Source organism: Enterobacter sp. HSTU-ASh6 (assembly GCF_026319105.1).
Taxonomy (GTDB): domain Bacteria; phylum Pseudomonadota; class Gammaproteobacteria; order Enterobacterales; family Enterobacteriaceae; genus Enterobacter; species Enterobacter sichuanensis.
In genome coordinates this window covers 258,437-271,697 of record NZ_WSPD01000003.1, presented here as the reverse complement: position 1 = coordinate 271,697, position 13,261 = coordinate 258,437, and the positions used below count along the sequence as shown (strand labels likewise).

Here is a 13,261-nt window from a genome sequence, read left to right as displayed (position 1 = left end):
TCAGGCCACGCCAACCATCAGCCAGCGTGCTGCGATAAACAGCACCAGCGCCAGGGTGGAGGAAACCCACATCAGTCGAATCGTTCGGGAAATATCGTCTACTGCAATCGGGCGCAGCGCGTCGCCAATCCAGGGCTTTTCCACGCGCTGACCAAAATAGGTGTTGGGTCCGCCAAGCCGGACGCCCAGCGCGCCGGCAACCGTCGCTTCAGCCCACGCGCAGTTGGGGCTGCTGTGGTTGTAGCGGTCGCGCCAGCCGACGCGCAGCGCGCGGGAGGGTCCCTCGCGGCATAGCCACGCCGCAATGCTCAGCAAGAGCCAGCTCAGGCGCGCGGGAATTGCGTTCGCCACGTCATCCATACGGGCGCTGACCATGCCGATCGCGCGGTATTTTTCGTGCCTGTAGCCCACCATTGAATCGAGGGTATTCACCGCTTTATAGGCCATCGCCAGCGGCGCCCCGCCCAGCAGAAGGAAAAACAGCGGGGCGATAATGCCGTCGACCGTGTTCTCCGCGACGGTCTCCACCACCGCCCGGTTGATCTGTTCCGGCTGAAGCTGAGAGGTATCGCGCCCCACTATCCAGGAGAGTTTTTCGCGGCTTTCATCAAGGTCGCCCGCTTGCAAAGGGCGTTGAACGTCCCGTGCGGCGTTTGCCAGACTGCGTCCGGCCAGCACGGTAAAAATCATCCACACTTCAATGGCCCAGCCCAGCCAGGGATGTACCATCCGTCCGAGCGTCAGCACGCCCCAGGCCACGCCCCAGGTCAGCCCCACCACCGCCAGCCACATTACGCCGCCGCCAATGCGTAACGCCGCGTCACTATGGCAGCAGTGGCGTATGCCGCGCTGCACCGCATTAATCAGGTTGCCTATCCAGCGCACCGGGTGCGGCCAGTTTTGTGGGTCGCCGATGATGACATCAAGCAGCCACGCGACGCACCATGCCAGCAGAGTCATCGCGCCCCCCTCGCCGCCGCCAGCCAGCGGCTGAGCATCATGGGACGTTGGGCAAAGTGGAGGTGCAGGTAGCTTGCGAACGTGTTGCCAACCTGCCAGCCGCCCGCCCATTCCTGCATCGTCACGCCATCGCGCACTTTTCGGCACGCCAGCACCGCTGGGGTATCGGGGAAGAAGTCGGAATAGTGGAATTCATGCCCACGCAGCACCTCCCCGCCATCGGCCAGCAGCGTGGGCTGGCGCGCCTGCGCCTCACAATAGCCAAAACGGGTCAGCCGTTTACCCATCCGGCTGTAGCCGGGGAGAATGTCGGCCATCCGGTGGGTCACTCCCTCGCTATCTTCCAGCGCGCTGCCGAGATACATCAGCCCGCCACATTCGGCGTAGATCGCCACGCCGCGCCGGTGCGCCTCCTGCAGGCTGGCGAGCATTGTGGTGTTTTCCGCAAGCCGTGCCGCATAAAGCTCCGGGTAACCGCCCCCGAGCCAGACCATCTGGCAGTCAGGTAAACGGCTCTCCCGGAGCGGACTAAAGCGGATTATCTCGACCCCGGTACGTTCGAGCAGCATGATGTTATCCGGGTAATAGAAGTTGAAGGCGTCGTCGTCAGCCATCGCGAGCGTTAACCCGCGCCCGGCGTCCCCATCAGGCAGCGCAGGCCAGGCACCCTGCGGCAGCGACGCCATCTGGCTGAGTGCGAGAAGTTGTTCGATATCCAGCGTACGTTCGAGAAGGGCGGCAAAATTCTGCCAGGTCTGCGAATCCGCAACCGACTCCCGGGCGGTGACCAATCCCAGATGGCGCTCGGGTAAACTGACACCCTCAACGCGAGGCACATAACCCAGGACGGGTACCGTGCAGTAGTGTTCAATTGCCGCTTTGAGCAACTGATAATGTGATTCGCTGTTAACCCGATTAACAATCACCCCGGCAATATTGAGGGTGGGATCGAATCGCTGAAAACCCATTATGGTCGCGGCAATCGACGTAGAAACCGCCTTGCCGTCTACCAGCAGAATCACCGGACAGCCCAGCTGTTTTGCCATCGCGGCGGTGCTGCAATAATTCGGATCGGTGCCGTAGCCGTCATACAGCCCCATCACGCCTTCAATGACCGCGATATCCGCCTGCTGCATATGCTCGCAAAACAGCGCGTTGAGGATCGGTTCAGGCAGCATGAAGCTGTCGAGGTTGCGGGAGGCGGTACCGCTGACTTTGGTATGCCAGCCGGTATCAAGATAGTCAGGGCCCACTTTGTACGGCTGGACGCGTAACCCACGCTGTTTTAACAGACTCAACAGGCCAAGCGTCACCGTGGTTTTACCACAACCGCTTCCTGTACCTGCCAGAACAAACGCGTACTGCTTTGGCTCCATGACCCTGATCCTGTTCAGGGTGGATGAGTGGTATAGATACACGTCGCCCCAGTCTTTCGACTGTATGCATCAGTACAACCCACTTCCCACCGAAGTTGTTGAACGTTCCCGACAGGCAGGTCTTCTGGCTTAGCGTCCTCCTCGCCCGTCCTTCCCAATCTCACGATCAGTGGTCATTACGGGGTCGTCAGCATCACAGCAGCGGGGGCTGCGGGGGATTGTCACCCCCTTCCCTGCCACAAATGTGGCAAACCTGTCGGCTTACATTATGAGAAAGAAAACAGCAATGCTATTTACGGCGTTTCAATTCACCTTAGGTAATTACTTAACCGTAAAAAAAATACCTGCTGAGTAAAACGTGGCATCAGAGTAATTGACGCCTTTCTCAATAACTCAACGTTTTATCACAAAAAATAAAAAGCAAAGATAATTACGCTTAAAATCTCGATATTTATTGCGCTACGACAAGTTATTGCATCACTTGATATTTTTTCATTTTATCGTGATCAAAATTCATTAAGATATTAAAAACTGGCAATAACATAATATGGCTGTTAAACGTAAGCCCGTGCGATTTTATTGATGCATTACGCGTTCAGCGGGATCGCAGAATAATATGTAGGTTATCCAGAAAGGGAATTTGCGGTATATCAAGGTAAGAGGATTATCCTCATGACACTATGTTTCAGAAATGACTGACCAGAAAGGTGAGAACGTGGCTGTTGCGCAATGCCCCGCGTCGTGCGGTGAGCTTATCCAGGGCTGGATTTTGGGCAGTGAAAAGCTGGTCTCCTGCCCTGTCGAATGGTACAGCACTGTTGAGGTGAGCCACGGCTCACCTCTGGCGGATGAACGCCCGCTGTCGCGCGCGATGGTTGAACGGTTATTGCAGTACTGGCACTACCCGGCGCAGTTGAGCCAGGATATTCGCATTGATGTGCACTCGACCATCCCGATTGCCAAAGGGATGGCCAGCAGCACCGCAGATATTGCCGCCACCGCCGTCGCCACCGCTCACCATCTGGGGTATCAGCTCGACGAAAGCGCGCTGGCAACGCTTTGCGTTTCGCTCGAACCCACCGACAGTACCGTGTTTCGCCAGTTAACCCTTTTCGATCATAACGACGCCTCTACCCAAATTCCCTGTGACGCCCAGCCCACTCTCGACCTGCTTGTTCTGGAAAGTCCGCAAACGCTGCGCACGGCCGATTACCACCGCATCCCGCGTCAGGCGGGGTTACATGCCGGTGCGCCAGCGCTGAAACGCGCATGGGAAAAGGTACAGGAAGCCTGTATGACGCAAAGCCCTTACCGGCTGGGCGAAGCGGCCACCCTCAGCGCCATCGCCAGTCAGACGCTGCTGCCGAAACCGGATTTTGACGCTCTGCTCTCACTGGTGGAGGAGTGCGGTATCTACGGGGTCAACGTGGCGCACAGCGGAAGCGTCGTGGGGCTAATGCTGGACAGAAATAAAGACGATGTCGATTATGTGAAATGGCTGTTAGCGAAAAAACAGCTCACCCGCCACTGGCCTGAACAACACCTGCTGCGGATGGTAAAAGGCGGCGTGACGCTACTCTGAGAGCAACCTGTGCTGAATGAGCCACTCCACCTGCTGCCTGACCTCGTGTTCGTGTTCCTGCGCCAGGGCCTGTTGCAGCGGAACATGCCGGAAGAACGCGGCCCAAAATGCACGCTTGCGCTCCCGGTCACTGCACACACCGTTTACCCTTTCACGAAGCGCTCCCGCCAGCCGCACGCTTTCCTGCATACCTGGAGGAAGATGCGCGGCGACATGCGCTTTGAGGATCTTACTATACACCGGCGCGTTGCCCCCACAGCTGAGCGCAATAATAACCGGTGAATGGTCAATAATGGCCGGTGAAATAAAGGTGGCGGCAGAAAGGTCGTCTGTGACATTGCAAAACAGATGCCTCGCGCTGGCAGCCCCGGCGACCTGACGGTTCACCTGCGGATCGCTGGTCGCGGCGATGACCAGCCAGCAGGCGTGCAGATACTGCGGCGCAAACGTTGCCGGGAACCATTCGATGTCACCGCACGCGTGCAGAGTGGCAAGTTCTGGCGTCAGGGTGGGGGCAACCAGACGCAGCACTGCCCCGGCTGCCAGCAAACTCTTCGCCTTATGCGTCGCCACCTGCCCGCCACCGACGATCAGGCAGCGTTTACCCTTCAGGTTGCAAAAAATCGGGAAATAGTCCATCGCCTTAGCCTTCTAAAACCTGACTCAGCGCGGCAATAAACCGGCGGTTCTCCGCTTCGGTACGCACGGCAATTCTATAGTAGTCACGATCGAGCCCTGGGTAGTTTTCACAGTGGCGGATAAGGATGTGATGGCCGAGCAGCGCTGCCTTCAGGTTGAACCCCTGACGCAGGCAGCGGAAGAAGATAAAATTGGCTTGCGGCTCCCAGACCACCAGCGATGAAAAGCGCGTCATTGCCTGCAACAGGAAATCCCGCTCCCGGGCGATACAGGCATGGCTGCGAGAAATATAGTCCTCATCCAGTAACAAATGCTGCCCCACCAGCGCCGATAACGCATTCACGGACCAGGGTTCACGGGTGCGTTTCATCTGGCGAATAGTGTGCGTATTTCCGCTCAGCAGATATCCCAGGCGCAGTCCGGGAATGGCAAAAAACTTGGTCAGGGAACGCAGCAGGTAAAGATAGCGTGACTCAGCCAGCCGTGGGGCCAGCGTCGAGCCCTGCGGCATAAAATCGATGAATGCTTCATCAACAATCAGCGCAATCTGCAGCGCTTCGCACAGCGAGGCCAGGCGGTCGAGTAGATCGGCATCAGGCATTAACCCGGTAGGGTTGTTCGGGGTCGCGATGAACAGGCAATCGGGCCGGTGCGCGCGAACGGCATCCAGTAGGGAAAAATCCACCTGGAACCCGTTCGACTCACTCAGTACATAATCGATTATCTGGCATCCCTGCTGCTGCAATGCCCGGCGATACTCGGCAAACCCCGGCACCAGCAGCATTGCCCGGCGAGGGGCAAGCGTTCGCACCAGGCCATAGATCAACTCCGTTTCGCCATTCCCGGCAATCGTCTGGTCATACTCACACCGACTGGCGCTGGCCAGCGCCTGGTGAAGATGGCGGTATTCAACGTCCGGATACTGCATGATGATATCCAGATGGGACACAATGAGCGACCTGACGCGCTCGGGTAGCCCTAACGGATTGATGTTCGCGCTAAAGTCCAGCAGCAACCCGGGATCGATCCCCAACTGCAGCCCCGTTTCCAGAACGTTACCACCATGCTCACTCATTCGTTTCACTCGGCTATTTCGCTAGATGTGAGGATAACATCAGACAGCAACCTCATTCAGCGCAAGATGTGATGCGGAAAACGCCAGTATCTCCTGCAGGTTGACGACCTCACCGACGACAATAAGCGCAGGGGCATGCAGTTTTTGACGTTCAACCTCAAGATGGATATCGGTCAGCGTACCTTTGGCGATCTGCTGACGAGACTGGCTGGCATACATCACTACCGCCACCGGCATCGCAGCGGACATGCCTCCCTCGATCAGCTGCTGGCAGATTTCCGTCAGCCAGGTCATTCCCATCAAAACGATCAACGTTCCGTTGACTTTCGCCAGCGCATGCCAGTTTTGCGGGTCGTTCCCCTGGCACATATGACCGGTCACTATATGAAAACTGGAGGCGTAATGACGGTGCGTGACCGGGATCCCGGCATAGGCCAGCCCGCCAATCGCAGAACTGATCCCCGGCACAATTTCGAACGACAGGCCGTCTTTCGCCAGCTGCTCGGCCTCTTCACCCCCGCGACCAAAAACGTAAGGGTCCCCGCCTTTCAGGCGCACCACCTGCCGTCCCTCCCCGGCATGCCTGACCAGCAGGGCATTGATTTGTTCCTGAGGAACCGGATGATGGCTCGGGGTTTTACCGACATCAATAATCAAACAGCCTGCCGGAGCCTGCGCCAGGAGTTCGGGGTTAACCAGGCGATCGTGGACAATCACTTCCGCGTGGCGGATACAGTGCAGACCTTTTACCGTTATCAAAGACGCATCGCCAGGCCCTGCCCCTACAAGCCAAACTTTCCCTTTACTCATCATTATATCCTCAGATTAAATATTCAAAGACGCAAGAAAACGGATATTTAAAATTAGCGCTGAATTATATATCCCCTCCACAGGTCAAAAAGTTGATGTGTTTATCACTCTCTCTTAATTGTACGAATGGTATTTATGACCAATATCAATAAAACCGCAAATAACGTCCCCGCCCTGCCCGCACGACAATATCGAGATGCCTGTTACGCTTAAAAACATTATTAAACGCCTTCAGCAATAAAACAGGCGCGCGATCACAAATATTACATTGGTTTTGTCAGCAACGTTTACAGATAAATATCAAAGCAATAATAAGCCACACGCAAGACCTTGATTTAACAGACTTTGCAATGACAATGAATCACCATCATCGTTTTAGGAAGGATTTTTTGAAAATAGATCAATTGCTTCCTTTTCCTCTTCCAAACACACTTCAACACCATTAGCAGACCCTGAGTACATTATTCATTTTTAATACCCATTGTATTTTCACAATCAGCCCTACAGAGGATTACCCATGAAGAAATCAACACTTGTCATTGGCGTCATTGGTGCTGACTGCCATGCGGTAGGCAATAAAGTTCTGGACCGCGTTTTTACTTCTCATGATTTTCACGTTATCAATCTTGGTGTCATGGTGAGCCAGGATGAATATATTGATGCGGCCATCGAAACAGGTGCTGATGCTATTGTCGTTTCATCCATCTACGGCCATGGCGACATCGACTGTCTGGGGCTGCGTGAGCGCTGCATCGAACGCGGTATCGGCGACATTCTGCTTTTTGTTGGCGGTAATCTGGTCGTGGGTAAGCACGATTTTGCCGATGTCGAAGCCAAATTCAAAGAGATGGGTTTCAACCGCGTGTTCGCCCCGAGCCACGACCTGGAAGACGTCTGTCAGCTGATGGCGAATGATATCCAGCAGCGTCAGCGCGTTGAAGAGCTCTGTCTTGAAGAGGGCTTCTGATGCAAATCGTCTCAGTCGACATTGGCTCGACGTGGACCAAAGCCGCACTCTTCACGCCGGAAGGTGATGCGCTTACGTTGGTCAACCACGTGCTGACCCCAACGACGACCCACCATCTGGCGGAGGGCTTCTTTACCAGCCTGAACCAGGTGCTAAACGTTGCCGATGCGCGACCGTTGCTGAACAGCGGGGACGTTACGCTGAAATACTCTTCGTCGGCAAAAGGCGGCCTCGCCGTTGCCGCAATGGGGCTGGTGCCGTCGATAACCCTGGAGTCGGCCAAAGTCACCGCCCATTCAGCGGGCGCCAAAATCGCTCAGTACTACTCCTACAAACTGAATCGCCACGATATCCAGGCGCTGGAGGACTCCCCGCCGGACATCCTGCTGTTCACAGGCGGTACGGACGGCGGAGAAGAGAGCTACGGTCTTGCCAATGCCCGCGCGCTGGCAGCGTCCTCGCTGGATTGCGCCATTATTTACGCCGGAAATCGCGATATTCAGGACGACGTGCAGGCCATTCTTGGCCATAAAGATTTGATCACCGTCGACAATGTGTTGCCTGACCTCGATCACCCGAATCCTTATGCCGCCCGCAAGGCCATCTGCGATGTGTTTCTTTCCCGCATCGTGAAGGGGAAAGGACTGGACGTTATCGTCGGGGAAACCGGCGAAGAGCCGATGCCCACGCCATGGACCGTCTACGAGCTGGTGAAAGCGATCAGTGAGGTCGACAGCGCGTGGAAAGAATTCATGCTGATCGACATGGGCGGTGCCACCACCGACGTCTATTCCGCCAGCGCCAACACGCTCTCGCCGGATACCGTTCTGCACGGCGTGCCTGAGCCATTTGTGAAACGCACCGTAGAGGGAGACCTCGGCATGCGCGTCTCGGCGGTCGTGGTCGGTGAAAGTACGCAGGAACTGGTGAACGCGGTGTTCGCCCATCAGCCTCTGCGCAAGGACGCGTTTTATGGCTATCTGCGTCATCTGGTCGCACATCCGGATTATCTGCCTGTCACCGAAGAAGAAAAACATTTCGACACGCTACTGGCCGGGCTGTGCGTGGGGTACGCCAGCGAACGCCATGCCGGCACCAAAAAACAGGTCTGTACCTGCGTCGGCAACGTCGATTTGCAGGTGGGGCGCGATCTCACCACCGTGCGCAAAGTGGTGGGTTCCGGGGGATGGCTCTCCCGCGCCAGCCAGTTCGATGTGCACCGCTGGCTGAAGTACCGCGAGCTGGACGACAGCAGCAGACGCATTCTTTTACCCGGGCAGTTTGATTATTACCGCGATGCAAAAGGTCTGCTTCCTCTGCTGGCGAATGTCGCCAGGCTGGACCCGCAGGCGGCGGCTCGCACCAGTATTCATTGTTTAACCCTATAAAACCTAAGGCAGCAACGAATGGAACTTCGAAATAAAAAGCTAACCCATGACGAATTCATGACTGAGCGGCAACAGGTCTTACAAACCTGGCATACCGGCAAGGACGTTGAGAACTTCGAAGATGGCGTGAAGTACCAGCAAACCATTCCTGAGCAAAAACGCTTTTCTCACGCACTACTGAAGGCCGACCAGGAAGGTAAAACCCTGAGCCAGCCGCGCGCAGGCGTAGCGCTCATGGATGAACATATTGCCCTGCTGAAAACGCTGCAGGAAGAGTGTGATTTGCTGCCCAGCACCATCGATGCCTATACCCGTCTGAATCGCTATGAAGAGGCCGCGGTAGGGATCCAAAAATCCATCGAAGCGGGTACCTCCAAACTGAACGGCTTACCGGTCGTCAACCATGGCGTCGCCGCGTGCCGCCGCATGACCGAAGCGCTGGAGAAACCGATTCAGGTACGTCACGGCACGCCGGATGCGCGCCTGCTGGCGGAGATCGCGATGGCCAGCGGCTTTACCAGCTATGAAGGCGGCGGTATCTCTTACAACATTCCGTACGCCAAGCGCGTCACTCTGGAAAAATCTATCCGCGACTGGCAGTACTGCGACCGCCTGATGGGCCTGTACGAGGAGAACGGCATTCGCATTAACCGTGAACCGTTTGGCCCGCTGACCGGCACCCTGATCCCGCCGTTTGTCTCCCACTCGGTGGCGATTATCGAAGGTCTGCTGGCGCTGGAACAGGGCGTGAAGTCAATCACCGTTGGCTACGGCCAGGTGGGTAGCCTGACGCAGGATATTGCTGCTATTCAGGCTCTGCGTGAACTGTCCCACGAATATTTCCATAACCACGGTTTTGACGATTACGAGCTGAGCACCGTCTTCCACCAGTGGATGGGGGGGTTCCCGGAAGATGAGTCGAAAGCGTTTGCCATTATCTCCTGGGGCGCAGCGGTGGCCGGGATGTCCGGAGCGACCAAAGTGATCACCAAGAGCCCGCACGAAGCATTCGGTATACCCACCGCCGCCGCCAACGCCCAGGGACTGAAAGCCTCGCGTCAGATGCTCAACATGGTGAGCGATCAGAAATTCCCGCCGTGTGCCGCCGTCGAGCAGGAAGTCGAGCTGATTAAGAGTGAAGTCCGCGCCGTGCTGAAGAAAGTCTTCGAGCTGGGCAACGGCGATGTCGCGCGCGGTACGGTGCTGGCGTTTGAAGCTGGCGTGCTGGACGTGCCGTTTGCCCCCGCCTCCTGCAACGCGGGCAAAATTCTGCCGGTTCGTGATAACGCCGGTGCCATTCGCGTGCTGGAAGCCGGCGCGGTTCCGCTGCCGAAAGATATCCTCGACCTGCATCACGATTACGTCGCCGAGCGCGCGCGTTTTGAAGGACGTAAACCCTCATTCCAGATGGTTGTTGATGACATCAACGCGGTATCCCACAGTAAATTAATAGGAAGACCATAATGAAAATTAAACAGGCCCTTTTCACCGCAGGCTACTCCTCGTTCTATTTTGACGATCAGCAGGCAATTAAAAACGGTGCCGGGCATGACGGATTTATCTATACCGGCAACCCGGTCACGCCTGGGTTTACGTCAGTTCGTCAGGCGGGTGAATGCGTCTCCGTGCAGTTGATTCTGGAAAACGGCGCGGTGGCGGTGGGCGATTGTGCAGCGGTGCAATATTCAGGTGCAGGCGGTCGCGATCCGCTGTTCCTGGCTGAACACTTCATTCCGTTCCTTAACGATCACATCAAGCCGCTGCTGGAAGGCCGCGACGTTGACCGCTTCCTGACGAACGCCCGATTCTTTGACGAACTGCGTATCGACGGCCATCTGCTGCATACCGCCGTACGTTATGGCCTGTCGCAGGCGCTGCTCGACGCGACGGCACTGGCGACCGGTCGTCTGAAAACGGAAGTCGTTTGTGATGAATGGCAACTGCCGTGTGTCCCTGAAGCCATTCCGTTATTCGGACAGAGCGGCGACGACCGCTATATCGCCGTCGACAAGATGATCCTCAAAGGCGTTGACGTACTGCCGCATGCGCTTATCAACAACGTGGAAGAGAAACTGGGCCTGAAAGGGGAAAAACTGCGTGAGTATGTGCGCTGGTTATCCGACCGCATCTTAAGCCTGCGCACCAGCCCGCACTATCGCCCGACGTTGCACATCGACGTGTACGGCACTATCGGTTTGATTTTCGATATGGACCCGGTACGTTGCGCCGCCTATATCGCCAGCCTCGAAAAAGAGGCCCAGGGCCTGCCGCTCTATATTGAGGGACCGGTGGATGCGGGTAATAAACCGGATCAAATCCGCCTGCTGACCGCCATCACCCACGAGCTGATGCGTCTGGGCTCTGGCGTGAAAATCGTTGCCGATGAGTGGTGTAACACCTATCAGGACATTGTGGACTTCACCGATGCGGGCAGCTGCCACATGGTGCAGATTAAAACCCCGGATCTGGGCGGTATTCACAACATCGTTGATGCGGTGCTGTACTGCAACAAACATGGCATGGAAGCCTATCAGGGCGGTACCTGTAACGAAACGGAAATCAGCGCCCGCACCTGCGTGCACGTGGCTCTGGCCGCTCGCCCGATGCGCATGTTGATCAAACCGGGCATGGGCTTCGATGAAGGTCTTAACATCGTGTTTAACGAAATGCACCGCACCATCGCATTGTTGCACACTAAGGATTAAATGATGGCACGTACATTTAAGATCTTATCGCCAACGGCAATCCTGGGCTATGGCTTCCCGGAAGAGAGTTTTCGTAAGGCCATGGAAGCCTCGCCGGATCTTATTGCTGTTGACGCGGGCTCATCCGACCCGGGTCCCCACTACCTGGGGGCAGGTAAGCCTTTCACCGACCGGGCGGGGGTAAAACGCGATCTGCGCTATATGATTGTGGCTGGCGTTAAGCACAACATCCCGGTGGTGATCGGCACCGCCGGAGGGTCCGGTGCCGCACCGCATCTGGAGTGGTGCCGGCAGATAATCCTTGAGATTGCTCAGGAAGAGAAGCTCTCATTCTCGATGGCGCTGATCCCATCGGATGTCGATAAAGCCACGGTGCATCAGGCACTGGACAACGGGAAAATCACAGCTCTGGATTTCGTCCCGGAACTGACCCACGAGGCCATCGAAGAGAGCACCTATATCGTGGCGCAGATGGGCATTGAGCCTTTCCAGCGGGCGCTGGCGGCCGGGGCACAGGTGGTACTGGGCGGGCGGGCGTACGATCCGGCCTGCTTTGCCGCACTGCCCATTATGCAGGGCTTCGATGAAGGTCTGGCGCTGCACTGCGGTAAGATCCTTGAGTGCGCGGCGATTGCCGCTACGCCAGGGTCCGGCTCCGACTGCGCGATGGGCATCATTGACGAGCACGGCTTTACGCTGAAAACGTTTAATCCGAAGCGTAAATTCACCGAAACGTCGGCCGCGGCGCACACCCTGTATGAGAAATCCGACCCGTACTTCCTGCCGGGGCCGGGCGGCGTGCTGAACCTGAAAGGGTGCAGCTTCAAAGCGGTCAATGAGGGCGAAGTGTACGTCAGCGGTTCCCGCCACGAAGAAACGCCGTATGCGCTGAAGCTGGAAGGCGCTCGCCGGGTCGGCTTCCGCTGTCTGACCATTGCCGGTACGCGCGACCCAATCATGATTGCCGGGATCGATAACATCCTCGAAGAAGTGCAGGTCAGCGTGAAGCGCAACCTCTCGTTGAATGACGACAGTATCCGCATGACGTTCCACCTGTACGGAAAGAATGGCGTGATGGGCAACCATGAGCCGGTGCAGTCTGCCGGGCACGAGCTGGGTATTTTGCTGGATGTGGTGGCTCCCACCCAGGATATCGCCAACAGCGTCTGTTCGCTGGTGCGCTCTACCCTGCTGCATTACGGCTATGAAAACCGGATCGCCACAGCGGGCAACCTCGCGTTCCCGTTCTCCCCTTCCGACATTCAGAGCGGCCCGGTGTATGAGTTCTCAATCTATCACCTGATCGAAGCGAGCGACGCGCTGCGATTTGATTTCCACCTTGAGCAGGTCACGCCAGAAGGGGTTCGGTTATGAAACAGAGTATTCGCTCACTGGCACAGGTCATTCGCTCAAAAAACGCCGGACCGTATGAGCTGGTTCTGGATATTTTATTTAAAACGCATGAAGACTATCAGCGGGTAAAAGCCTCGAAGCAATTAACGCCACAGCTTATCGCCCGTTTATATAACGTGAAGCCTGACTTTATACATCGCATTGTCTGGTTCGACCCGGCCAATGCGGTCAAAATCGTCATGCCTCGCGATATTATCTCCGGCAACATTGGTGACAATGATGTTTATGGTGCCCAGCAGCATGCACCGTTATTAAGCATTGAGTTTGATCTGTAACACTACAAATACAACAACGTCCATTGGGATATAGATATTTGCTGTATCACTGTATTCCAGATAATTCATGC

At 56.2% G+C, this 13,261-nt stretch carries 12 protein-coding genes and 1 riboswitch; of the genes, 7 read left to right on the top strand and 5 right to left on the bottom strand.

Annotated elements, in window-relative coordinates; genetic code table 11:
* Both cbiB and GM298_RS05265 read right to left on the bottom strand, forming a co-directional pair.
* On the bottom strand, positions 1–960 hold the full coding sequence (gene cbiB / locus GM298_RS05270; protein WP_095451662.1) for an adenosylcobinamide-phosphate synthase CbiB: 960 nt from the start codon (positions 958–960) through the stop codon (positions 1–3).
* Positions 957–2,336: a cobyrinate a,c-diamide synthase gene (locus tag GM298_RS05265; RefSeq protein ID WP_266153755.1), complete on the bottom strand. Its 1,380-nt coding sequence runs from the start codon at positions 2,334–2,336 to the stop codon at positions 957–959. Before GM298_RS05265 ends, cbiB begins: the two co-directional genes overlap by 4 nt.
* A gap of 96 nt (positions 2,337–2,432) precedes the next feature.
* Positions 2,433–2,608: riboswitch (cobalamin riboswitch) on the bottom strand.
* Between the two features lie 443 nt (positions 2,609–3,051).
* Between GM298_RS05265 and GM298_RS05260 the strand changes: the two genes are divergently transcribed.
* Positions 3,052–3,918, top strand: a complete 867-nt coding sequence (locus GM298_RS05260; RefSeq protein ID WP_266153754.1) for an L-threonine kinase — start codon at positions 3,052–3,054, stop codon at positions 3,916–3,918.
* Here GM298_RS05260 and GM298_RS05255 read toward each other — a convergent pair.
* From GM298_RS05255 to cobA, 3 genes are read right to left on the bottom strand one after another with little or no spacing between them, the layout of a single operon-like run.
* The gene (locus GM298_RS05255; protein ID WP_128340278.1) at positions 3,910–4,557 is read right to left on the bottom strand and encodes a precorrin-2 dehydrogenase/sirohydrochlorin ferrochelatase family protein; all 648 of its coding nucleotides are present in this window, start codon (positions 4,555–4,557) and stop codon (positions 3,910–3,912) included. The genes GM298_RS05260 and GM298_RS05255 overlap by 9 nt on opposite strands.
* A gap of 4 nt (positions 4,558–4,561) precedes the next feature.
* Positions 4,562–5,632, bottom strand: coding sequence for a threonine-phosphate decarboxylase CobD (gene cobD, locus GM298_RS05250; RefSeq protein WP_266153753.1), 1,071 nt, complete (start codon positions 5,630–5,632; stop codon positions 4,562–4,564).
* 39 nt (positions 5,633–5,671) lie between these two features.
* Positions 5,672–6,442: a uroporphyrinogen-III C-methyltransferase gene (gene cobA, locus GM298_RS05245; protein WP_266153752.1), complete on the bottom strand. Its 771-nt coding sequence runs from the start codon at positions 6,440–6,442 to the stop codon at positions 5,672–5,674.
* A 517-nt stretch (positions 6,443–6,959) separates the two neighbouring features.
* Here cobA and glmS point away from each other — a divergent pair.
* Genes glmS through GM298_RS05215 form a run of 6 tightly spaced genes read left to right on the top strand, consistent with a single transcriptional unit; the run spans position 6,960 to position 13,190 of the window.
* Entirely contained in the window at positions 6,960–7,409 is a 450-nt protein-coding gene (gene glmS, locus GM298_RS05240; RefSeq protein WP_024907732.1) for a methylaspartate mutase subunit S, read from the top strand.
* Complete coding sequence (glmL, locus tag GM298_RS05235; protein WP_262747356.1) at positions 7,409–8,797, top strand: methylaspartate mutase accessory protein GlmL; 1,389 nt, start codon at positions 7,409–7,411, stop codon at positions 8,795–8,797. The genes glmS and glmL overlap by 1 nt, the downstream gene beginning before the upstream one ends.
* A gap of 18 nt (positions 8,798–8,815) precedes the next feature.
* Complete coding sequence (locus GM298_RS05230; protein ID WP_025755948.1) at positions 8,816–10,261, top strand: methylaspartate mutase subunit E; 1,446 nt, start codon at positions 8,816–8,818, stop codon at positions 10,259–10,261.
* Positions 10,261–11,502 (top strand): methylaspartate ammonia-lyase, encoded by a 1,242-nt coding sequence (locus GM298_RS05225; RefSeq protein ID WP_025755949.1) that lies wholly within the window; start codon positions 10,261–10,263, stop codon positions 11,500–11,502. The genes GM298_RS05230 and GM298_RS05225 overlap by 1 nt, the downstream gene beginning before the upstream one ends.
* A 3-nt stretch (positions 11,503–11,505) precedes the next feature.
* A complete protein-coding gene (locus GM298_RS05220) occupies positions 11,506–12,876 on the top strand; it encodes an acyclic terpene utilization AtuA family protein (protein WP_025755950.1) in 1,371 nt (456 codons plus the stop codon).
* Positions 12,873–13,190, top strand: coding sequence for a DUF4387 domain-containing protein (locus GM298_RS05215; RefSeq protein WP_025755951.1), 318 nt, complete (start codon positions 12,873–12,875; stop codon positions 13,188–13,190). The genes GM298_RS05220 and GM298_RS05215 overlap by 4 nt, the downstream gene beginning before the upstream one ends.
* Positions 13,191–13,261: the final 71 nt, after the last annotated feature.